Here is a 21,392-nt window from a genome sequence, read left to right as displayed (position 1 = left end):
ATCCCGTCAATTGCCTTCCGTAATCAGACCCAGGGCCAGGAGGGCACTTTTTTCAAGCGCATCTTCCGTTGTAAATTCATCAGGCGTATGGACCTCATTCATTCCGCAGGCCACTACGATCCCCCGAATCCCGCCCCTGACAAAGTGGTTATTATCACTGCCGCCCAGAGTATACTGGGTGGTGCCTTTTAAGCCAAGGGACCGGCAGACGCGCTTGAACCGTTCTACCACTTCTTCACTGTCACTTATTTCATAGGCTTCGATCTGCTTTTCCACAGTGATCTCCAGGTTTCCGCCATATCCTGCCGCATTACCTTCAAAGATCTCCTTCAGCCTGTTCCATTCAGCCAGAGCCTTATGATCCTTTAAGCTCCGGATCTCTCCTAATACAACGCATTCATCGGAAACAATGTTGGTCTGCTTTCCACCGCTTATTTTTCCAATGTTCACGGTTGTTTCATCGTCTACCCACCCCTGCTTTAACTGGGAAATGGCATGAGCTGCGATTTCAATGGCATTGATCCCAAGCTGTGGGCAAAAGCCTGCATGGGCATTTTTGCCCTTCACCTTGATTGCAAAGGAAAGAAGGGTGGGTGCTGCGGTTGCGGCCAGGCCAATCTCCCCGCTTAAATCAAATACATAAGCCTGTTTTGACCTTATTTTGGAATAATCAATAAGCTGGCTTCCTTTTCCGTAGTTCTCTTCTGCTACCGGAAAAAGGACCTCAATATCTCCATGAGGAAGGTTATTTTCCTTAATCACCCGGACTGCCTCTAATATGGCGGCGATTCCGGAAAGGTCGTCGGCACCAAGCACCGTATCCCCTTCCGAGGTAATCTTCCCCTTCGCATCCTGGACTGCGCGTTTCCCCTTGCCAGGCTTTACCGTATCCATATGGGCCGACAGCAAAATGGGGGCAGAACCTGTGGTTCCCTTTAAATATCCGTAAAGATTTCCTGTGGGAGCAGCGGTTCCATATTCCGGCAGCTTTTCTTTCAGCCGGTGACCGGCATCATCTTCCCGTATCTCAAATCCAAGCTGTTTTAATTCGCCTGTTAAATAGTCCGCTATTTCCCTTTCCTGATAAGTTTCGGAATCGAATTCCACCATTTTTTTAAATTGGCTAACCAGCCTGCTTCTTTGAATCATATCGCCACCTGCTCTTTTCCTATGGGTTCATATATTAATTATCATATCTTTTAAACTTTTCTTCCGGTGTTTTGCTTAATTCCTTCCGGTTCTGCGGAGCAGACCAGATACCCTCGTAATCAATCTGGTTCACGAAACGGGAATTAAAATCCTGGAAAAAGGACTTGTTTTCTGACTGGGGCGCCGCAATATCCCGAAAATACGTATTGTTTCTGAATTCAGGAATTTCATATAAGTCCCTGCAATATCCCCAGATGTTCTCGTAATCAGCGATTCTGTGCTTAATGGGGCCCAGATTCCTGTAATAATGGGTATCAAACCTTGCCAGGGTCACAAAAAGTCTCACATCGCTGTCAGTCACATAATCTCCAAATAAGAAACGGGTTTTGGAAAGACGATCTTCGATGAGGTCCAGTGCATGATAAAAGTCTTCAAATGCCTCTTCATAAGCTGTGATGGACTGCGCAAACATCATCCGGTAGGTCCCGTTATTTACATTGGGAAAAAGCCAGTCATTGTAATCATCGATTTCTTTTCTCAGTTCCTCCGGGTACAGATCCGGGGCATCCGGGCTTTGAAATGGACGGAACGCGGTTTCGAAGTAGTTGGTCAGCCTGTGGTAATCATTATTTACTACCTTTTCTGCAATAACATCAACCAGGGCCGGCACGGTGCAGCGTCCTTCATAATCCGGGTCCGCATGATAGTATAGCTCACTTAAATACTGAACGCCGAGGACCGGGTCTTTTCTGTCCTCATTATACACGAATTCCCAGCCATATGCACGATTTTCTTTGCTGTGGCCAACCAGATTGATACCAATCGCCTCTTGAAGCCCTAATAACTCCCGAACAATGGAAGCCCGGTTGGACCAATGGCAGCCTTTTGCCCAAAACAGCCGGTACCGGCCGCTTTCTGCCTTTAACTCATTTTCACCATCACCAAATGGAGTTGTAAAATGGTTGGGCTGACGTATAAATGCTCCTCTTTCATCGATTTCTTTCTCTATTTCCTTTGGGCGTACCTTTTGCCCGATGCTGCAGCTTGACATATGAATCTCCTCCTATTGGCTCAATATTTTTTCTGTATAAATAATCTTAAAAATACCTGTGTCCATCTGCCTGCTGTAATCCGCTTTATAACCCAGGGCTTCATAAAAGCCTACCGCTTCATCCCGGCTGGTGATGCAGACTTTTTTATACCCGGATTCCCGGATCCAGCGTTCGGCCTCTTCGATTAACAGCCGTCCTACTCCCATTTTCCGGTATTCCTTAAGGACGCTGACCCGCTCGATTTTAGCCGCTCCTTCTCCCTCGGGAAAACGGAACTGCCTTCATAACCACCACTCCCTTTATGTCTTCGGACATTCGCAATCCGTGACCTTACTTGATGAGATTAAAATTGATTTTATCCCTGCCATGTGGTGTGCTCCAGATGGAAAGGTCCGGTCCCTTAGGTACGATACCATATGGATTCGTGGAGACAGCACATAAATGATAGTGTTTTTTGATAGCCTCTAGATCCGTGGTATCGCCAAATCCCGGCTGTTCATATAGATCCCTTGCATATCCCCAGAGATTAGGGAAATCGGAAATCAGGCTGCGGTTTAATAAAAAGCCATTATAGTAGGCCACATCAAAGCGGGCCAGGGTCACATACAAACGAATATCGGATTCCGTGATGTTATCTCCAAACAGGTAACGGCTGTGACTTAAGCGCTCTTCCAGCCAGTCAAGACGGTGAAAGACAAGTTCATATGCCTCCTTATAAGCTTCCTGACTTCTGGCAAAACCTGCTTTGTAGACTCCATTATTAATTTCATGGAAAAGAATATTATTTAATGCATCAATCTCTTCTCTTAATGCTACCGGATATAAATCCGGTGCACCCGGCTTATGATACTTCTTCCACTCCACCTCCCAGTATCTGGTCAGGTTAAAGTAATCGTTATTTACGACTTTTCCAGTCGTTAAATCCACTACAGCAGGCACGGTAAACCTTCCCTTATATCCGGGATCTGCCTTTAAATAGGCTTCACTTAAATACCGGATCTTTAGCACCGGATCTTCCTCATTCTCATCCAGAGTAAATGCCCAATCGGTCCGCTCCACATCAGGTCTTACAGGATCCAGCGTACCCAGGCTGATTACATCCTGAAGCCCAAGCAGGCTCCTTACAATGACAGAGCGGTGGGCCCATGGGCAGGCAGGGGACCAGAACAGACGGTATCTTCCTGCTTCTATAGGCAGCTGCCCTTCTTCTGTTCCAAATGCCGTTGTAAACTGATTTTTCTGCCGGTTGAATTTCCCGTCTTTTTCGATTTCATCCTTTATAAATTTCTTTGACATAGTAATTACCTCATTCTTTTTTTAAACCTGCCTAATGTTTCATATCGTCTCTGCCGTATTCATCAACAAAGCGGTATTTTTCCGGAAGCAGGAATCCTTCTTTTTTCATCCAGTTTAAAGAATCTTCTGATCCCCGGAATATGCTCATGGCTGTCTTATTCCTGCGAAATCCCATTTTTTCGTATAGAGCGACCGTCCTGGGATGGGTATATAGGATGACATTCTGGCCCTTAACCTGATCAAGCAGCAATTCAATCAGTTTTCTGCCGATTCCGTATCCCTGATATTCTTCATCAAGAGCAATATTATAGATCGCTGCCTGGCAGACGCCATCGGATAAGGCTCTTCCAACCCCCACGATCCTCTCTTTGTCATAGACAAACACTACAGCATAACTGTTGTTAAAAATGGTCTCCTGATCCTTTGCAGACCGGTCCGACAGCCCGGAACGCCGAAGCACATCGGCGACTTCCTGCCAGTGAACCCCTTCCTTTGTTATCTTGTAGGTGATATCATTCATGGGAGACCTCCTGAAGTTTCAATTTTTTATCCGGAACCTGATATAAATCTCTGGCATAGGGCCACAAATTCTTATACTCCACAACAGGATCCTTCTCACCCGGATTCTCTGTAAATACCCAGCCTTTGGGATCACGGAAAATTCCCGTTGTTCCAAGGCTGATAACCTTATCCAGTCCCAAAAGCCTTCTGGCTATTATGACCTTGTGCGCATGGGGACAGGCCGGCATCCAAAGCAGTCGGTACCGGCCGGCTTCCACCGGCCACTCCCCTTCTTCCTTGCCAAATTTCTTTTTAAAAAAATTATCCTGAACCTTGATTTCCCCGTCCGCCTGAATTTGATGACGAAATGTGCGCTCAAATACTTCGATTCCTTCTGCCATATCATTCTCCCTGTCAAGCGGATATTTACAATCCGCGGCCTTACTTGATTCGATTAAATCGTATAATCAGCGCTTTCCAACATGTGAATCTTTACTAAAAACTCCTTTAACCGTTGGTTTTTCGGATTATCAAAGATCTCTTTCGGTGTTCCGTCAGCTACAATTTTTCCGTTTTCCAGGAAGATGATCCGATTGGCCACGTTTCTCACAAAATTCATCTCATGGGTTACAAGGAGTATGGTATTGCCCTCCTGGGCTGCCTTTTTTATAGTAATCAGAACTTCGCTCACCAACTCCGGGTCCAGAGCCGATGTCGGTTCATCCATAAGAAGCAGTTTCGGGTCCATGGCCAGCGCCCTTGCGATGGCCACTCTTTGCTGCTGCCCTCCTGATAAATGCCTGGGATAATGGGACAAACGGTCCCCCATCCCCACCTTCTTCAAGTGCTTTTCCGCAATGCTTCTGGCCTCGTTTTTCTTTAGCTTTTTTACAACCATCAGCCCTTCCATTACATTCTCCAGGGCGGTCCGGTTCTTGAAAAGATTAAACTGCTGGAATACCATTTCCGTATTCTTCCGCAACTCCAGTTTTTCCCTGGCTGATCTTGTAGTAAGGTCGATTTCCTGATCGTTTATCTTGATAGTTCCCTGTTCCGGTTTTTCAAGCAGATTGATGGAACGGAGCAGGGTGGACTTACCGGTTCCTGATGGTCCGATGATGGCGACCACATCACCTTCGTGTATGACCAGATCAATGTTATCCAGCACCACGTTCTTGCCAAATTTTTTACTTAATCCACGAATTTCAATGACGCTCACACCTATTCCTCCTTTCCCTGTTCCTGTCCATGCTTTTTGGACAGGGCCCACCCCGTTTTACCGGGTGTAAAGGTATGTCTGCAGGACGCTTCTCCCGAAACCGTTTCCGGAACGCTCATCTTTTTTTCTAAATATACAAACAGCCGCTCAATAAAAATCGTCATAACCCAGTAGATGATAGCCAGAGAACAATATGCTTCAAAATACCGGTAGCTGTTTCCAGCAAGAATCTTACCCTGAGCCGTTATCTCAACGACCGAGCAGGTAAATGCAAGTGAGGTCCCCTTTACCAGGCTTATGAGGGAGTTTCCCAGGGAGGGGAGGGCTACTGTCACTGCCTGGGGGAACAAAACCCTGCGAAATATCTGGAACCCGTTCATTCCAAGGGCCTTGGCTGCCTCAACCTGCCCTTTTTCCACGGACTGTATGGCTGCCCGTATGGTTTCTGAATCAAAGGCAGATTGATTAAGCCCCAGGGCCACGATCGCAAAAATAATTGACGGGATTCCATTTACGTTATAAGAAGTTCCATTGTAAAAGTTATAGTATTTCAATGCGATAGGAATTCCAAAGTACGTAAGATATAGCTGGACGATAATCGGAGTTCCCCGTACGACCGAAACAAATAAAGTACATAATTGCCGCAGGACCGGGACATTGTGGATCTTTACTACGGCAATCAAAAGCCCCATCACCCAACCGATTATCAGGGCAACTCCTGTCAGCTGCAGTGTTACAGGCAAGTATTTCAGCAATGCAGGAATTTCCGTGAACACCAGCTGCCAGTCAAATATTTTGCTCATCTTGTTCCTCCGGTTTTATTAATAAGATGGGGAGTAATCGGATCCAAACCATTTTAAGTTAATTTCCTTAGAAGTTCCGTCCTCAATCACTTCTTTTAACGCCTTGTCGATATCCTCTACCAGTTTCTCATTTCCCTTGCTGACAATCAGATAGCTGAAGGGTTCTTCCATTAAGTCCTTTGAAAGGGTGTTGCTGATGGAAGCTCCTTCCACATTAAAATTAAATTCTTTCTGATAATACTCGAACATTGGTTTATCCATTAACACGAAATCGTATTTCCCAGCTTCCACATCCTGAATCTGCAGCACAAGGTCTTCATCACTGTATTCGATTGCAATGGGATTCTGGGCATGGGTGGCGTTATAGTTTTCCAGTGCTGTGGTAATATTGATTCCTGCAGATGAAATGGTCTTTAAGCCAGCAAGATCATCCCATGTCTCTATGCCTGCTGCCTTTTCATTGTTCTTTGCAAAGATGGCAACGTACTCATTGGCAAAGATCGGATCGGTAAATAAATACTTTTCTTTTCTGCTCTCATTCTTCGCAAAATTATTTACACCGATCTGGTACCGGTCGGAATCCAGGCCTGCGAAAATGGAGGTAAAATCGGTCACTTCGATTTCAAGCTTATATTGGGGAAGCCGGTCAAAAACGGCTTTGATCAGTTCAATATTGTGACCGGTAAGCTGATTGCTGCTGTCCACAAAGGTGAACGGTTTTGGAGAACCGCCTGTTGCTGCATGAATGACCACTGGTTCTGCTGTACCTGCAACCTCACTGCTCTCCTCCTGTTTTACCGGTTCTTCTGAACTTTCTGTTTTTGTTGTTTCCTCAGCTGCTTTGGTTGCCGCCGGATTAGTACTGCTCTTGCATCCGGTCAGGGCTCCTAATACGGCCACTGCCGTAAGCACCCCCAGGATTGATTTGCCTGCAATATTTTTCTTCATAATTTTCTCTCCTCTTTTATAAAATGAATTTCTTTGTTTTGGTTATCTCCTTCCTATTACCGGATGGAGTCTATGCTATTTCAATTCCTGGGGAACGAACCACAAGCCTGAGTTGTTCTTTTTCATATACTCTTTCAATTCGTCTGAGTGATAAGCAGCTGCGATGTCCTTTGCCCATTTTGTATCTTTGTTCTCTTCTTTTACAACCACCTGTAAAATCAGATGATCCAAAATATCTTCCTGTAATATGGCGGTAGATGGATCAATGCCTGCATTATAAACAATGCTTCCTGTGATCACTGCAAAGTCAAAATCATCCAGAGCAGGAGGGATGTTTAAAGAATCCATTTCCACAAAATTAATGTTGTACGTGTTTTCAATGATGTCGGATTGTTTTACCTTTTCAAGAGGAACATCCGGGTTAAGCTTAATCCAGCCGGCCTTTTGAAGAAGTGCATAAGCACGTGCCGTATTGGAAGCGTCATTTGGTACTGCAACAATCGCGCCATCCACTATGGTGTCCAAAGAGGTATGCTTTGCAGAAAACAGTCCGGCGGGAACGGTGGGTATGGGGGAGATGGGAACAAGGTTTCCATTTTGCTTATTGTTGAAATTTTCCGCATAAGCAGTATGCTGTTCCACGTTAAAGTCAATTTCACCTTCATTCAACGCGGTATCATTCTGCAAAAGGTCTGAAAAATCAACCACTTCCAGCTGATACCCCTGCTTCTCTAAGATGGGCTTCACTGCATCTTCAAATAATACCGTATAGGGTCCTGCAGCCTTGCCGTATTTCAATGTTTTTTTGTCCTGGCCCAGCTTGCTTTCGCTATTGGCTGAGCAGCCGGCGACAGTGACGGCAAGTAAGGCAGCGATAATAATCAATCTAATTTTTTTCATAAACAGGTTCCTCCTTTATTCACGTGCTCTGACACGTTTTGATAAATGATTTCCAAGCCCTTGAATCAGCTGAACAAACACGATCAATACGATTACGGTCGCAACCATTAAGGGTGTGTTAAATTGCTGATACCCATAGGTTAATGCCAGGTTACCAACACCGCCTCCGCCTATGGCTCCCGCCATGGCGGTTGCACCAAGGAGACCGATGGTACCTGTGGTCAGGGACAAGATCAGCGAACCCAATGCTTCCGGCAGCAAAAAGTGCCAAATAACCTGCACAGGAGTCGCCCCCATGGCTTCCGCCGCTTCGATGATGCCCTTATCAACCTCAAGCAGTGAGCTTTCTACTAGGCGCGAAAGAAATGGAGTGATGTAAAACACCAGCGAAACCAAAGCAGCCTGGGTGCCGATCCGGGTGCCCACAATGATTTTTGTTAAGGGCATAATTGCCACCAGCAAAATAATATAAGGCACGGAGCGTACGATGTTAATTGTGTAATTGATCAGGGTATAGACGGCTTTGTTTTGCAGGATACCGCCCTTACGTGTAATGGTAAGTAATATGCCGAGGGGAATCCCAAGAAGTGATCCCAGCAACAGCCCCCAGAACAGCATATAAACGGTCTGGCCGGCAGCAATTACCATCTGTTCGCTTGTAATGCCTAAATATTGCTCAATCATTGCGTTCCTCCTCTTCCCCGGTCAAACGTAAGACTTCCACATAGACTCCGGAATTTTCAATAAATTGCTGCACCTCGTCAAGCCTTTGGACGGAGCCAAACACCTGCACAATCATAATGCTGAACACAACTCCCTGAAGTTCACAAACGGTGGCAAACAAAATGCTGTTCTCCATGTGGTATTCCGCGCTTATGCGGTACAGCAGGGGTTTTCCGGCAATATTTCCTTGAAAACGCAGACGGAAAATCCGGTTATCTCCCTGATATTTAAGAATTTCCCGGGCAAGGCTCCTGGGTATGCTGTCGTCAATCACGGTCTTTACAAAACTCCTGGTGATTTTATTCTGTGGATTACCGAATACTTCAAGCACTGTTCCCTGCTCTAGCACCCTTCCATTATCCATAACCGCAACTTTGTTACATACATCACAAATAACGTGCATTTCGTGAGTGATCAGGAGTATCGTAACATTCAGCTCCCTGTTTATTTTTTTCAATAGCTCCAGAATAGAATCCGTGGTCTTAGGATCCAAAGCACTTGTAGCCTCGTCGCAAAGTAAGATGCTGGGATTTGTGGCAAGGGCGCGGGCTATGCCGACCCTTTGTTTTTGACCGCCTGAAAGCTTTGATACATTGGTGTGGGTTTTATCCTCAAGCTCTACAAACTGCAAGAGCTCTTTTACCCGCTTTTCTATGTCCTTTTTTGGCACTTTGTTCAATACCAGCGGCGCCGCTACATTCTGAAAAACAGATTTGGACTGGAGCAAATTAAATTGCTGGAAAATCATACCGATATTCTTTCTCAACTTTCGTAAGTCCGGTTTTGACAGGGTGGTGATGTCTGTGCCATCAACCAGCACCCGCCCTTCTGAAGGGCGCTCCAATAAGTTTACCAGTCGTACCAGGGTTGATTTACCTGCTCCGCTGAAGCCTATCACTCCGAAAATATCGCCCTTTTCAACCGTAAGGCTGACCTGCCGCAAGGCATGAACATCACCAGAAGCAGAATCAAACCGTTTACTTACATTTTGAATTTCAATCATCGGATGCCTCCTGCGCAGGAATCAATTCACCGTTTTTTATGGCAAAAAGAGTCTTTTGTGCCAAAGCTGCAAAATAATCAATGGCCGGCTTCAATGAATTGGTGTCAACTTGAAATTTCGGGTGGTGGTTGGGATAGGACTCACCAGTTCCTATGCGGATGAAGAAACCTGGAATCTTTTCCTGATAAAAGGCAAAGTCTTCTCCGCCAAGAGATGGTGAAGAAGTTTTGACCATCAGCCCCTGTTCTTTTGCTACGGCGGCAGCAACAGGCTCAAAACACGGGGCATTATTTGTGGCAGGAGGCCCTGCAAGCCAGTCTATTTCTGCTTCTGCCCCCTGTGACAATGCAATATGCTGAACCAGCGTGCGGAAACGTTCTTCGATCAGCCGGCGATTGTGTCTGTCCATGGTGCGTACCGTTCCTTCAAGCTCTGCTGTCTGCGGAATTACATTCCATGTATTTCCTGCCGTAATACGGGTTATGCTGAGCAGGCCCTGAGAAAACGGATCAATATTACGGCTGACGATGCTTTGGGCATGGGTAACAATCTGTGAGGCTGTAAGCACAGGATCAATTCCGTCCTGAGGGTGAGCCGCATGAGTGCCTTTTCCCGTAAGCCTGACTGTAAACCTGTCGACAGCGGCAGTTACACTACCGGAAACAATTCCTACAGTTCCAACCGGTAGTGTGATATCGGTATGCAGGCCGTAGATTCCGTCAACATCATCAAGAACCTTTGTTTTGATTACTTCCAAAGCACCGACCGAGGATTCCTCGGCGGGTTGAAACAGGATTTTTACCGTTCCGTGCAAATGTTCCCGCTGCTCCTGTAATTTTTTTGCTACATACAGCATCACTGTGGTATGAAAGTCGTGACCGCAGGCGTGCATCTTTCCAGTTATGGCAGAGGCATAAGGTAACTCGGTTTCTTCCTGCACGGGCAGAGCGTCGATATCGCAGCGCAGTGCGATCACAGGACCGTCGTTTCCACCTTGTATTTCTGCTGCCAATCCTGTTTTTAAATCCAAATCCAGGATACGGATATTGTAGTATTCTAAAAACTCACGAATTCGGCCCGTTGTCTCGTATTCTTCAAAGGATAGTTCGGGATTTTGGTGAAACCAATGAAAGGTTTCTGTAACCTGATTATAAAATGTAGAATCAGACATGAACGCCCCTGCCTTTCCTATTTTCTCTTTCCGAATTTTTCATCCCTGTTATTCGGTTCATCCCAGATGGAAACATCCGGTCCCAGGGGAAGAATGTTGTATGGATTGTGTCCATGGCTTCCCAGGAGATATCCCCTTTTTATGGAATCAAAATCCGTGGCCTCTTTAAATGCCGGAATCGTATACAAGTCCTTTGCATAATTCCACAGATTATCAAAATCCGCAATGCGGTTCCTGTTAGTCTTATGACTGAAATAGTAAGCCACGTCAAACCGAGCAAGGGTTACATATAACCGGATGTCAGAATCAGTGAGCCGGTCTCCAAACAGATATCTCCCGTTGGAAAGCCGTTCTTCCAGCCAGTCAAGCCTTTGAAACAGCACATCATACGCAGTTTCATATTCTTTTTGGGACTGGGCAAAGCCCGCTTTGTATACCCCGTTGTTCACTTCATGGAATAAGATCACATTGAGCTCATCAATTTCCTCTCTTAAATCCTCAGGATACAGATCCGGTGCCCCCGGCTTATGAAATGGCTTCCATGCGGTTTCCCAGTAATTTGTCAAACGGTGATAATCGTTGTTGACCACCTTTCTGGTCTTTAAATCTACCACAGTGGGAACCGTTGCCCTTCCTTCATATTCCTGGTCTGTGGCTGCATAGATTTCCGGGAGATACCGGATTTTAAGAACCGGATCCACGCCGCCCTCGTCAAGGGAAAATTCCCAGCCGTTCTCCGTTCTTACGGGACTTACCTTACCGACGCTGATCACATCTTCCAGCCCCAGAAGCTTTAAGGCAATGATCTGTCTCGTGGCCCATGGGCAGAGGGGCGTCCATATGAGCCGGTACCGCCCGGCTTCCACCGGAAGCTCTCCCTCCCCTTCACCAAAGGGTGTGACAAAATAATTATCCTGTCTTACAAAAGCACCTGTTTCAGATACTTCGTGGGTATCTTCTGTGGTCGCTACCTTTCCGAATCTCTCTTCTATTGCCATATTTTCTTCCTTCTTTCCTAAATTTGAGTACAAAAAAAGCAGATGCCCTCTGACACCTGCCTTCTATGCATAAAAACCATGCACAGGAGTTTCAGGTTTCATGACACAAATTAAATGACCATTCTTTCCGCATTTACAGCAACAACACATCTTCTCATTCATCTGAACCATTATTAACTCCTTTCCAAACATTTCTGTTTCCTTATATTCATATCTTACCATTCCTATAGGTATTTGTATAATATGAAAAAAATACAGCTGGTAATAAGATAATCTTATAACCAGCTGTTTCCAAAACCACCAGTCATCTTATTTCATGAAACAATTTAGCCGAATAAAGGAGTTGACAAATACCGGTCACCGGAATCCGGCAGTAAGACGACGATGGTCTTTCCCTTGTTTTCCGGTCTTTCCGCCAGCAGCTTTGCCGCTTTTAGTGCAGCGCCGGAAGAGATTCCTACCAGAATTCCCTCTGATACTGCAAAAGCCTTACCTTCCTTAAATGAATCCTCATTCTCAACGGTAATTATTTCATCGTAAATTCCGGTATCCAGGACTTCAGGCACAAATCCTGCGCCGATACCCTGAATCTTGTGAGGCCCTGGTTTTCCTCCGGAGAGTACCGGACTGCTTGCCGGTTCTACCGCTACAATTCTGACATTCGGTTTCTTTTCCTTTAAATATTGTCCCACTCCTGTAATGGTTCCGCCTGTACCTACGCCAGCGATAAAAATGTCCACTTCCCCAGCCGTCTGTTCCCAGATCTCCGGTCCGGTGGTTTCCTTGTGTACTTTGGGGTTTGCCTGGTTCACAAACTGTCCCAGGATAATAGAACCAGGTATGCTGTCTTTCAGCTCCTCTGCTTTCTCAATAGCCCCTCTCATGCCCTTTGCTCCCTCAGTCAATTCTAATTCTGCACCATAGGCTTTTAATAAGTTTCTACGTTCCACGCTCATGGTATCCGGGAGAGTCAGAATGGTCCGGTAGCCTTTGGCCGCCGCAACGGCTGCCAAACCGATTCCGGTATTTCCTGATGTCGGCTCAATGATGGTTGCTCCAGGCTTTAAGATCCCTTTTTCCTCTGCATCTTCAATCATGGCAAGAGCGATCCTGTCTTTTACGGAACCGGCAGGATTTAAGTATTCCAGCTTAGCCAGAAGCGTAACGCCCTCGATTCCTTCCTTTGCACTGTACCGGTTTAATTTGAGTATCGGTGTTCCTCCAATGAGTTCCACTGCGCTTTCTTTAATTGTTCCCATATTCTTTACCTCCGTTTTATATGATATTTAATATTTTGGTTAATTGAATGAAAATAGAGCGGCTGCCAATTACAGCACCTGCTCCTTTGTTCCGCTGAGATATGGATATTTCTCATATTCCAGGATATCAGGCATCATAATAAGCATTACAACAAAGCTATATCTCTATTCATACATACAGTCTGACAACAACATCTATTATTATAAAATCCATGATTACTTGCTGCCATGAACTTGAATTCCTTCATACTGATCATCTCTTTTCATTACCTATATGTTTAATAGGTTTATATGTTATAATTATATTAATATACGAAGAGAAATGTGTCAATACCTTTTTACAATATTTTTATTGATTCCGTTGCCGATTATCTCCTCTTATAACTGTTTTTCTTGTCGTCGGATGCTGGGGGATGCCGGCATCAATCTGACTGGAATCAGGGTTACTAAATATCTGACTTCTTCTTCGTATACTATCAAATGTTGGCTTTCCTTCTTCTATTACTGCTTTCGGTTTACAAAGGGGCAAAAAGGAGGATCTATGCCAAAGATGCAGAGCCGAACACCTGTTAAGGAAACGTGGTGATCGGCTCTGCATCTTTTTGGCGTCATCGAAAATGGCGATATAATAAATATTTTTCCATATCTTCCATTTTTTATTATAAATCAGGAGATATCTGGTAACACTACTGGTAAATAAATTAGGAGGAACAAAACATGGTCGCACTGAAAGACAGCGTTACAAAAGAGAACCTTTTAAAAGCTTTTGCAGGAGAGTGCCAGGCTTGGCGGCGTTACGAATTTGCCGCGTCCCAGGCAAAAAATCAAAATCTTGCTGTTTTATACTGGCTTTTCCATTATACCGGAAATCAAGAAAAGGAACACGCTGAGGTATTCTATAATCACTTAAAAGAGTTCCATGGTCAGGAAATCTCCATAAGCGCCAACTATCCAATTGACAACTCCAATAACATCCTGGAGCTTTTGCAGCTCTCCGCCCAGCATGAAGCTGCCGAGCACGACACCATTTATAAATCCTTCGGCGACAAGGCTAAGGAAGAGGGATTTTCCAGTATCGCAAATTCCTTTTATATGATCGCTGAGGTTGAAAAAGTACACAGCCAGCGTTTTGCCCAGTATGCGCAGCTGGTGCAAGATAATAAACTCTTTGAAAACGATACGACCACAGAATATATCTGCTTAAACTGCGGTCATATCCATAAAGGAACCAAAGCGCCGCAGGTCTGTCCTGTTTGCAGCCATAACCAGGGGTATTTTGTACGCCAGGAAGACTCTCCATTCGGAAAATAAAGGAATTTGACGTATGGGCATAAATTGCCTGTTTCCCTTAATAAACAAAAGCATAGAATAAACGCCGAAGCCTCGCAATGACATCCTTTTTATGCGGGGCTCCGGCGTTTTCCATATCAGGTACCATTCCATAATCACGGCTGGTGATAAAGATAATCTATTATTTTTATCACGTTTTTATGTTTCATAACGTTTTTATAGCTTGCTCTAAGTTACCCAAGGCCTGCTCCAGAATAGACCGGGGGCATGCGATGTTGATTCTTTCAAATCCCTCTCCCACCGGACCGAACATGGCCCCGCTGTCCAGCCAAAGCCCTGCCTTTTTTATGATCAGATCTTCTCTCTCCCCTTCTGTAAGGCCCAGTTCCCGGAAATCCAGCCAGACAAGATAGGTTCCTTCCGGTTCTATAAGCTTGACATTGGGTATTTTTTCTTTTAAAAACTCACGTACATAGGAAACATTTGCCTTTAAATACTCCATAAGCTGATCATGCCACTCTTCTCCATGGCGGTACGCCGCTTCACATGCAGTTAAGCCCAGGGTATTAAGCTGACTGTACCCGGCTGCCGCCACCTGTCTGCGGAACCTCCGCCTCAGCTTCTGATTTGCAATAAATATATTGGAAATCTGTAAGCCCGCCAGATTAAAGGTCTTACTTGGGGAGGTACAGCTAATGGTCCTGTTTTTCAGTTCTTCGCTAAGTTTGGCAAATACCAGGTGCTCTCCCTCAAACACAAAATCCTGATGAATCTCATCGCTGACCACAAGGATATCCCTGCGAATGCAGATTTCCCCTAATTTTTCCAACTCCTCCTGGCTCCAGACTCTTCCTACCGGATTATGGGGACTGCATAATAGAAATAATTTCACATGGAACTCTTCTGCTATTCTTTCAAAATCTTCTAAATCCATGTGATACTTGCCATCTTTTCCAAGATACAGGGAATTATCCACGACCACCCTGTCATTATCCTCAATGACTTCGCTGAAGGGATAATATACCGGCTGCTGGATCATAACCCCATCCCCCGGATCTGTAAAAGCCTGGACAGCCATGGCTAAGGCAAATACAACACCAGGTGTTTTGATCAGCCATCTGCTCTCCACATTCCAGTGATGCTTTTTTCCCATCCAGTCCCGGATGGCTTCAAAATAATCTTCCTGGACCTCGCTGTAACCAAAAATCCCATGGTCAACCCGCTCATGAAGGGCCTCCAAAATCTTCCCGGATACCTTAAAGTCCATATCCGCTACCCACAGGGGTAAAAGATTTTCCGGTTTTCTCCTTCTTACTGCAAAATCATACTTGAGACTGTTCGTATTTTTACGGTTTATGACTTCATCAAAATTAATCGTTTCCTTACACATAAAATATTCTCTCCAATTCCCTTATCAGATCTTCTGAGTCTTCGATCCCCACTGATAATCTTAAGATCCTGTCGGTAACGCCATTGGCGGCCAGAACCTCTTTAGGCACATCGGCATGAGTTTGGGTAATCGGGTAAGTGATCAGCGTTTCCACACCACCCAAGCTTTCTGCAAAACGGATCAGTTTCACCTCTTTTAAAATCCGATGGGCCAGCTCCGTTGTCTCCACCTCAAAGGTTACCATGGAGCCAAATCCCCTTGCCTGCTTTTTACAGACCTCGTGACCGGGATGAGACTGGATTCCGGGGTAATACACCTTTGTGACCTTCTTTTCCCGGCACAGCCATTCCACAAGTTTTCTGGCATTCTCCTCTCCCCGCTCCATCCGGATTCCAAGGGTTTTAATCCCTCTTAATATGAGCCAGCTGTCAAAGGGAGCCAGACCAGAACCTACCGTTTTTATTATAAACCTGAGCTTTTCGGATATCTCTGCCGAGGCGGTGACCAGAAAGCCTGCGATGGTATCATTATGACCGCCCAGATATTTGGTTCCACTGTGGACAACAATATCAGCCCCCAGCTTCAATGGGTTTTGAAAATAAGGGGACAAAAACGTATTGTCCACGATCAAAAGCAAATGGTTCTTCTTTGCAATCTCTGCCAGCTTACCGATGTCTATGACATTCATCATGGGGTTTGTCGGAGTCTCTATGTATATTGCTTTTGTATTCTCACCGATCAGGTTTTCAAATTCTGCAATGTCCCCGCGGGAACAGTCTACGGAACTGATCAAAATCCCGTTCTTCTTACTGATATTATCAAACAAACGGATGCTCCCACCATATAAATCACAATCGGTTATTATATGGTCACCCGGCTGAAACAGTTCCATTAAAGCCGTGATTGCTGCCATACCGCTTGAAAATGCCAGGGCATCCACTCCATTTTCAAGGGAAGCCACCACCTTTTCCAGCTGCTCTCTGGTTGGATTCTGCAGGCGGCTGTAATCATAACCGGTGCTTTCCCCGATTCCCCTATGAGCAAAGGTCGCTGTCTGGTAAATAGGAAAGCTGATGGCTCCAGACTTGTCTGTAGCAACCCCTTCCCCATTGCCGTATAAACATTTAGTTGAAATCCCGTATTCCATATTCATACCCCTCTTTCTCAATTTGGAATCATGCATTTATTCTTTACTTAAGTATACCAATGGAACGCCGCCAATGGTATTACTTAAAAGCAATCACCTGCTATAGTTAATTTCTATTGCTAAAGAATTTTATTTCATGGGTTGAATACCTATTCAACCCATGGTAAAATAGGTATTGATACACAAAATTGTTTTGTAAGGTGGTATACTATGAAAATATCAACTCGCGGCCGCTATTCCCTTCGCATGATGATTGATTTAGCGGAACATTATAATGAGGAATTCATTGCCTTAAAGGACATTTCCGAAAGGCAGAACATTTCTAAAAAATATCTTGAACAGATTGTTCCTTTTTTAAACCGCAGCAATCTGCTCACTACCTACCGTGGTCACATGGGCGGTTATAAGCTGGCAAGGCAGCCCTCCCAGATAACCATCGGAGATATCCTGCTCAGCTCAGAGGGAAGCTTAAATCCTGTCAGCTGTATGGACAACGATCCAAACATATGCTCCAGGCAGGCTGACTGTCTGACTCTTCCCATCTGGCAGGGGCTTTCAGAAGTTATTGCAAATTATTTAAACGGAATTACCCTGCAGGACATACTTGACAGGTATCAGGAGTCTCCTGAATATTATATTTAGGGGAGTGAAACTCAAATACACTCATATTTATGAGATTTCCTTTTAAATCAAGGATTTCACAGCTTTATTATGGATATGTTATTTTTGCGCTTAAAGATGTAGGATATTCAACATACAGGCTTAAAAAGGAAAGCTGTTAAGCGAGGCAACTATACAGAAGTTCCGCAATAACGAGCCAGTATCTTGGGATAATATCTCAACTGTTTGCTAATTACTTAAATGTCAGAATGGGAATTTATTGGAATACGTATCTGACGAGGAAGAGTAGGCTTGATATACCGTTCCAGATATACTCATGGAATTTATATTATTTTTAATGATTATAACGGTAATAATAAAAGCCTATTGAAATACCATACCAGATATGCTATATTAGAATTACAAAAGGAACAACCGCCCCAATACAAGGGGTTGGCCATTAAATGAGATAGAAAACTCCACCCTACTTAACACGCCAATGTTTTACAAGGGTGGTTTTTCTATGCCTGTTTCCAGGACTTTAAAGAAAAACGCTACTTACAATTAACGAAAATAAAGGTAAGTAATGCGATTATGAACATACCAAAGGCCATAAGGTCTTTAAAGTCATATTTCATCCGCACCACCTCCCATCTATGTATGATGGAAGGCCAAACGCCCTTGCAGTGACACGATTGTTCCATTCCACTATGGTAACATATCCCATTTCAATGTGCAATTACTTTTCACGGCAGCAAAATAATGAATAGGCATATACTGTTATATCTTTGACTAACTGTGTGGAGAAAGAGCGGCTAAAAAATGGCCTTTTCTCAATTGTTTGTTTAGAGCATTAAAAAGAATCCCATTGGAGGCACAAAATTCGTTTTATCAATAGTTGCTCAATACAGCCTCCTGCTTTCCCTGTTTTTAGCATTTTATTACTATAGACAGGGCCGGTATAAGCATTCAGCGCAAAAATACGTTGTCTTCCATACAGCCGATTATTCGGCTCTATTCTATTATGATTTACCTCTAAGAACAACATGGGATAGAAGTTTCAGTACAGCGGAATTTTCCGCTCTATTCGAATTACTTTTCCCACTATCCAAGTAACCATGGAACTAAAGTCAGCTAAAAGCCTAGTGAGCTTTTCCCAATGACAGCATTTTCCTCTGGGGTACATTTTCCACCATTCTCCTTCTCTTTCATAAACTGAGAAAACCGGTATCTCTATACAATATCACTCATTCTATATTCCTGGTCAGCTCCTTTTCTTTCTCATGTAATAGCAATATTTCTATGCCTATTTCTGGACTTAATAGAAAACACCACTTACAATTATATATAATAAAGGTAAGTAATGCTAAATGAATGCACCGATCAAATAAAACGGGAAACGCCACGGAAATACTGAACTTCAGCACACCGTGACGCAAGATAAACTGCTATTAAACTTAGGTTGGAAGATGTTTTTCTTTCAATCTGATCAGTTCCGCTATATATTTTTCGCCAAGGATGCTTAAGGGCATTTTTTTCTTTTTTATATATCCGATTCTCATCTTATCATCGGTATTAAGAGGAATTGCCCTATATTCATCTCCATTTAAATCTTCACAGATAATCCCGGAGCACAGGGTATAGCCATTTAATCCTACCATGAGATTTAAGAGCGTGGCTCTGTCATCCGCCTTTATGATCTGCTTATATTCAAAAGTGCTGAACACTTCTTCCGCCAGATAAAAGGAATTATTATTTCCCTGTTCAAAGGACAGGCAGGGATAATTCTTTAAATCTTCAAATTCGATCAGCTCTTTTTCTGCCAGCGGATTGCCCTTCCATAGGAAAACATAGATTCCGCACTGAAATAATTCCACAAATTCCAGTTCATTATCATTAAAAATTTTTTCAATGGCCTTCTGGTTAAAATCATTTAAGTACAGAATCCCTAATTCGCTTTTCTGGTTCCTTACATTTTCAATGACTTCATAGGTTTTGGTTTCGTGGACGGCAAATTCGTAATCATCCATACCGAATTCTTTTGCCATATGGATAAAGGCCTGAACGGCAAAGGTGTAATGCTGCATGGATACGCTGAATTTTTTCTTAAACTTTTCCTTCTTTACGAACCGCTCTTCCATCTGGCGGTACTGCTCCAGCATCTGTCTGGCATATCCAAGGAACTCCTCTCCTTCCGGAGTGATTACGATTCCCCGGTTAGAGCGCAGAAACAGCTTAATGCCGATCTCTTCTTCCAGATCCCGGATGGTGCTTGATAGGCTGGGCTGCGTGATAAACAACTCGGCAGCCGCCTTATTCATGGATTTTTGAGTTGCAATGCATATGGCATAACGAAGCTGCTGTAATGTCATGGTATCTCCTTTCCTCATTCTTGCCCACGCTTTTTTGGCATAAAGGTATACCCGTAGGGTGTTTCCTCATTCTTGCCCACGCTTTTAGGGTAGATCCCATCGCTGATGGCTTTTCTCCCTGTACCTAGCGCTCAAAGGGCTGCCATAGGAGTATGGCAGCCTGTTTTTAATTCTGTTAAACCTGACGATTATTGAACCGCCTTAAATGCTTCCTCTAAATCTTCAATAATATCAGCTGCATGTTCCGTTCCTATGGATAACCGGATAGTGTTCGGTTTGATTCCTGAATCCTCCAATTCCTCTGCTGACATCTGGGAATGGGTCGTGGACGCCGGATGAATGACTAAAGATTTTACGTCAGCTACATTGGCTAACAGGGAGAATAATTCCAACTGGTCAATAAAGTCTTTTGCCTTCCTGGCATCTCCCTTGATTTCAAAGGTAAATATGGAACCTCCGCCATTTGGAAAATATTTGCCGTATAATTCCTGCTGCTCCGGATCCTCTGAGACAGAAGGATGGTGCACCTTCTCCACCTGCGGATGGTTCTTTAAATACTGAGCCACCTTCAGAGCATTTTCCACATGACGTTCTACACGAAGGGATAAGGTTTCTAAGCCCTGGAGGAATAAAAACCCATGGAAAGGAGAAAGAGCTGCTCCGGTATCACGGAGTAAAATGGCGCGGATCTTTGTTACATAAGCGGCCGCTCCTACAGCCTTGGTAAAGCTGATTCCATGGTAGCTTGGGTTCGGCTCTGTAAGGGAAGCAAATTTCCCGGAAGCTTCCCAATCGAATGTTCCACCGTCAACAATGACCCCGCCAATGGCTGTTCCATGGCCTCCAATATATTTTGTGGCGGAATGGACTACAATATCCGCTCCGTATTCAATGGGTCTTACCAGATAAGGAGTTGCAAAGGTATTGTCCACAATCAGCGGAATATTATGTGCATGAGCGATGCCTGCAAGCTTTTCAATATCAACCACATCGGAATTGGGATTGCCCAGAGTTTCAATGAATACCAGCTTTGTGTTTTCCCGAATGGCTTTGTCAAAGGCTTCGTAATCAAAAGGATCCACAAAGGTCGTTTCAACTCCGTATTCTGGGAGAGTATGCTCCAGCAGATTATAAGTACCGCCATAGATATTCTTTGCCGCTACAATATGATCCCCGCTTTTGGCAATATTTTCAATGGAATAGGTAACTGCAGCAGCTCCGGAAGCCACTGCCAAGGCAGCCACTCCGCCTTCCAAAGCAGCTATCCTGCGCTCAAAGACGTCCTGGGTTGGGTTTGTCAGTCTCCCATAAATATTTCCTGCATCTGACAGGCTGAATCTGGCCGCAGCATGATCGCTATTATGGAACACATAGGAAGATGTCTGGTAAATGGGTACTGCTCTGGCATCGGTAACCGGATCCGCCTGTTCCTGTCCAACATGTAATTGTAATGTTTCAAATTTTAAATTTCTCTCAGCTCTTGTCTTCTTAGCCATATGAATTTCCTCCCAAATGTTATACTGATTATTTATTTCGTATCTTCTTAATTGGTATTATACCTGGTTTTATGG

20 protein-coding genes and 1 pseudogene are annotated in these 21,392 nt (G+C 44.3%); 2 read left to right on the top strand and 19 right to left on the bottom strand.

The genetic code is table 11. The features are described from left to right. Positions 1-6 precede the first annotated feature (6 nt). The 15 genes and pseudogenes from BMW45_RS14400 to cysK all read right to left on the bottom strand — a co-directional run bounded on the left by BMW45_RS14400 (position 7) and on the right by cysK (position 13,022). Positions 7-1,149, bottom strand: a complete 1,143-nt coding sequence (locus BMW45_RS14400; protein WP_242883030.1) for a M20/M25/M40 family metallo-hydrolase — start codon at positions 1,147-1,149, stop codon at positions 7-9. 34 nt (positions 1,150-1,183) lie between these two features. Beyond that, positions 1,184-2,200 (bottom strand): glutathione S-transferase C-terminal domain-containing protein, encoded by a 1,017-nt coding sequence (locus BMW45_RS14395; protein ID WP_092244868.1) that lies wholly within the window; start codon positions 2,198-2,200, stop codon positions 1,184-1,186. A 12-nt stretch (positions 2,201-2,212) separates the two neighbouring features. Next, positions 2,213-2,449: pseudogene (locus BMW45_RS14390) on the bottom strand (GNAT family N-acetyltransferase); the annotation flags it as partial. Positions 2,450-2,531: 82 nt separating this feature from the next. Then, a complete protein-coding gene (locus BMW45_RS14385) occupies positions 2,532-3,497 on the bottom strand; it encodes a glutathione S-transferase family protein (protein WP_092244863.1) in 966 nt (321 codons plus the stop codon). 31 nt (positions 3,498-3,528) lie between these two features. Beyond that, positions 3,529-4,017 (bottom strand): GNAT family N-acetyltransferase, encoded by a 489-nt coding sequence (locus tag BMW45_RS14380; protein WP_092244861.1) that lies wholly within the window; start codon positions 4,015-4,017, stop codon positions 3,529-3,531. Beyond that, the gene (locus tag BMW45_RS14375; RefSeq protein ID WP_092244858.1) at positions 4,010-4,399 is read right to left on the bottom strand and encodes a glutathione S-transferase family protein; all 390 of its coding nucleotides are present in this window, start codon (positions 4,397-4,399) and stop codon (positions 4,010-4,012) included. Before BMW45_RS14375 ends, BMW45_RS14380 begins: the two co-directional genes overlap by 8 nt. A 53-nt stretch (positions 4,400-4,452) precedes the next feature. Beyond that, entirely contained in the window at positions 4,453-5,217 is a 765-nt protein-coding gene (locus BMW45_RS14370; protein WP_092244855.1) for an amino acid ABC transporter ATP-binding protein, read from the bottom strand. A 2-nt stretch (positions 5,218-5,219) separates the two neighbouring features. Further along, the gene (locus tag BMW45_RS14365; protein ID WP_092244852.1) at positions 5,220-6,020 is read right to left on the bottom strand and encodes an amino acid ABC transporter permease; all 801 of its coding nucleotides are present in this window, start codon (positions 6,018-6,020) and stop codon (positions 5,220-5,222) included. A gap of 18 nt (positions 6,021-6,038) precedes the next feature. Beyond that, positions 6,039-6,968, bottom strand: coding sequence for a transporter substrate-binding domain-containing protein (locus tag BMW45_RS14360; protein WP_092244849.1), 930 nt, complete (start codon positions 6,966-6,968; stop codon positions 6,039-6,041). Between the two features lie 75 nt (positions 6,969-7,043). Then, positions 7,044-7,868, bottom strand: coding sequence for a MetQ/NlpA family ABC transporter substrate-binding protein (locus BMW45_RS14355; protein ID WP_092244846.1), 825 nt, complete (start codon positions 7,866-7,868; stop codon positions 7,044-7,046). Between the two features lie 15 nt (positions 7,869-7,883). Beyond that, positions 7,884-8,552: a methionine ABC transporter permease gene (locus tag BMW45_RS14350; RefSeq protein WP_092244843.1), complete on the bottom strand. Its 669-nt coding sequence runs from the start codon at positions 8,550-8,552 to the stop codon at positions 7,884-7,886. Then, on the bottom strand, positions 8,545-9,594 hold the full coding sequence (locus BMW45_RS14345) for a methionine ABC transporter ATP-binding protein (protein ID WP_092244840.1): 1,050 nt from the start codon (positions 9,592-9,594) through the stop codon (positions 8,545-8,547). Before BMW45_RS14345 ends, BMW45_RS14350 begins: the two co-directional genes overlap by 8 nt. Next, the gene (locus BMW45_RS14340; protein ID WP_092244837.1) at positions 9,587-10,765 is read right to left on the bottom strand and encodes an amidohydrolase; all 1,179 of its coding nucleotides are present in this window, start codon (positions 10,763-10,765) and stop codon (positions 9,587-9,589) included. Before BMW45_RS14340 ends, BMW45_RS14345 begins: the two co-directional genes overlap by 8 nt. 17 nt (positions 10,766-10,782) lie before the next feature. Next, positions 10,783-11,763 (bottom strand): glutathione S-transferase family protein, encoded by a 981-nt coding sequence (locus BMW45_RS14335; protein ID WP_025234282.1) that lies wholly within the window; start codon positions 11,761-11,763, stop codon positions 10,783-10,785. 326 nt (positions 11,764-12,089) lie between these two features. Beyond that, complete coding sequence (gene cysK, locus BMW45_RS14330) at positions 12,090-13,022, bottom strand: cysteine synthase A (RefSeq protein WP_092244836.1); 933 nt, start codon at positions 13,020-13,022, stop codon at positions 12,090-12,092. Positions 13,023-13,739: 717 nt separating this feature from the next. Between cysK and rbr the strand changes: the two genes are divergently transcribed. Then, a complete protein-coding gene (gene rbr, locus BMW45_RS14325; protein WP_092244833.1) occupies positions 13,740-14,333 on the top strand; it encodes a rubrerythrin in 594 nt (197 codons plus the stop codon). A gap of 184 nt (positions 14,334-14,517) precedes the next feature. Here rbr and BMW45_RS14320 read toward each other — a convergent pair whose 3' ends face one another. Beyond that, entirely contained in the window at positions 14,518-15,702 is a 1,185-nt protein-coding gene (locus BMW45_RS14320) for a MalY/PatB family protein (protein ID WP_092244831.1), read from the bottom strand. Continuing rightward, positions 15,695-16,849: a trans-sulfuration enzyme family protein gene (locus BMW45_RS14315; RefSeq protein WP_092244828.1), complete on the bottom strand. Its 1,155-nt coding sequence runs from the start codon at positions 16,847-16,849 to the stop codon at positions 15,695-15,697. The genes BMW45_RS14320 and BMW45_RS14315 overlap by 8 nt, the downstream gene beginning before the upstream one ends. A 210-nt stretch (positions 16,850-17,059) precedes the next feature. Between BMW45_RS14315 and BMW45_RS14310 the strand changes: the two genes are divergently transcribed. Further along, the gene (locus BMW45_RS14310) at positions 17,060-17,491 is read left to right on the top strand and encodes an RrF2 family transcriptional regulator (protein WP_025234287.1); all 432 of its coding nucleotides are present in this window, start codon (positions 17,060-17,062) and stop codon (positions 17,489-17,491) included. Positions 17,492-18,906: 1,415 nt separating this feature from the next. Here BMW45_RS14310 and BMW45_RS14305 read toward each other — a convergent pair. Both BMW45_RS14305 and BMW45_RS14300 read right to left on the bottom strand, forming a co-directional pair. Beyond that, a complete protein-coding gene (locus BMW45_RS14305) occupies positions 18,907-19,821 on the bottom strand; it encodes a LysR family transcriptional regulator (RefSeq protein WP_092244825.1) in 915 nt (304 codons plus the stop codon). A gap of 188 nt (positions 19,822-20,009) precedes the next feature. Further along, on the bottom strand, positions 20,010-21,317 hold the full coding sequence (locus BMW45_RS14300; protein WP_092244822.1) for an O-acetylhomoserine aminocarboxypropyltransferase/cysteine synthase family protein: 1,308 nt from the start codon (positions 21,315-21,317) through the stop codon (positions 20,010-20,012). Positions 21,318-21,392 lie beyond the last annotated feature (75 nt).

The sequence above is a fragment of the Lacrimispora sphenoides genome (genome assembly GCF_900105215.1).
In the GTDB taxonomy this organism is placed as follows: Bacteria; Bacillota; Clostridia; order Lachnospirales; family Lachnospiraceae; genus Lacrimispora; species Lacrimispora sphenoides_A.
Note: the sequence above shows the minus strand (reverse complement) of the source record. Positions and strands in the feature narration are given on the sequence as shown.

Excerpts from the sequence above, each read along its gene's own strand:
- BMW45_RS14400 (WP_242883030.1), bottom strand. The coding sequence starts at position 1,149 with ATGATTCAAAGAAGCAGGCTGGTTAGCCAATTTAAAAAAATGGTGGAA.
- BMW45_RS14395 (WP_092244868.1), bottom strand. The coding sequence starts at position 2,200 with ATGTCAAGCTGCAGCATCGGGCAAAAGGTACGCCCAAAGGAAATAGAG.
- BMW45_RS14385 (WP_092244863.1), bottom strand. The coding sequence starts at position 3,497 with ATGTCAAAGAAATTTATAAAGGATGAAATCGAAAAAGACGGGAAATTC.
- BMW45_RS14380 (WP_092244861.1), bottom strand. The coding sequence starts at position 4,017 with ATGAATGATATCACCTACAAGATAACAAAGGAAGGGGTTCACTGGCAG.
- BMW45_RS14375 (WP_092244858.1), bottom strand. The coding sequence starts at position 4,399 with ATGGCAGAAGGAATCGAAGTATTTGAGCGCACATTTCGTCATCAAATT.
- BMW45_RS14365 (WP_092244852.1), bottom strand. The coding sequence starts at position 6,020 with ATGAGCAAAATATTTGACTGGCAGCTGGTGTTCACGGAAATTCCTGCA.
- BMW45_RS14360 (WP_092244849.1), bottom strand. The coding sequence starts at position 6,968 with ATGAAGAAAAATATTGCAGGCAAATCAATCCTGGGGGTGCTTACGGCA.
- BMW45_RS14355 (WP_092244846.1), bottom strand. The coding sequence starts at position 7,868 with ATGAAAAAAATTAGATTGATTATTATCGCTGCCTTACTTGCCGTCACT.
- BMW45_RS14350 (WP_092244843.1), bottom strand. The coding sequence starts at position 8,552 with ATGATTGAGCAATATTTAGGCATTACAAGCGAACAGATGGTAATTGCT.
- BMW45_RS14345 (WP_092244840.1), bottom strand. The coding sequence starts at position 9,594 with ATGATTGAAATTCAAAATGTAAGTAAACGGTTTGATTCTGCTTCTGGT.
- BMW45_RS14340 (WP_092244837.1), bottom strand. The coding sequence starts at position 10,765 with ATGTCTGATTCTACATTTTATAATCAGGTTACAGAAACCTTTCATTGG.
- BMW45_RS14335 (WP_025234282.1), bottom strand. The coding sequence starts at position 11,763 with ATGGCAATAGAAGAGAGATTCGGAAAGGTAGCGACCACAGAAGATACC.
- cysK (WP_092244836.1), bottom strand. The coding sequence starts at position 13,022 with ATGGGAACAATTAAAGAAAGCGCAGTGGAACTCATTGGAGGAACACCG.
- rbr (WP_092244833.1), top strand. The coding sequence starts at position 13,740 with ATGGTCGCACTGAAAGACAGCGTTACAAAAGAGAACCTTTTAAAAGCT.
- BMW45_RS14320 (WP_092244831.1), bottom strand. The coding sequence starts at position 15,702 with ATGTGTAAGGAAACGATTAATTTTGATGAAGTCATAAACCGTAAAAAT.
- BMW45_RS14315 (WP_092244828.1), bottom strand. The coding sequence starts at position 16,849 with ATGGAATACGGGATTTCAACTAAATGTTTATACGGCAATGGGGAAGGG.
- BMW45_RS14310 (WP_025234287.1), top strand. The coding sequence starts at position 17,060 with ATGAAAATATCAACTCGCGGCCGCTATTCCCTTCGCATGATGATTGAT.
- BMW45_RS14305 (WP_092244825.1), bottom strand. The coding sequence starts at position 19,821 with ATGACATTACAGCAGCTTCGTTATGCCATATGCATTGCAACTCAAAAA.
- BMW45_RS14300 (WP_092244822.1), bottom strand. The coding sequence starts at position 21,317 with ATGGCTAAGAAGACAAGAGCTGAGAGAAATTTAAAATTTGAAACATTA.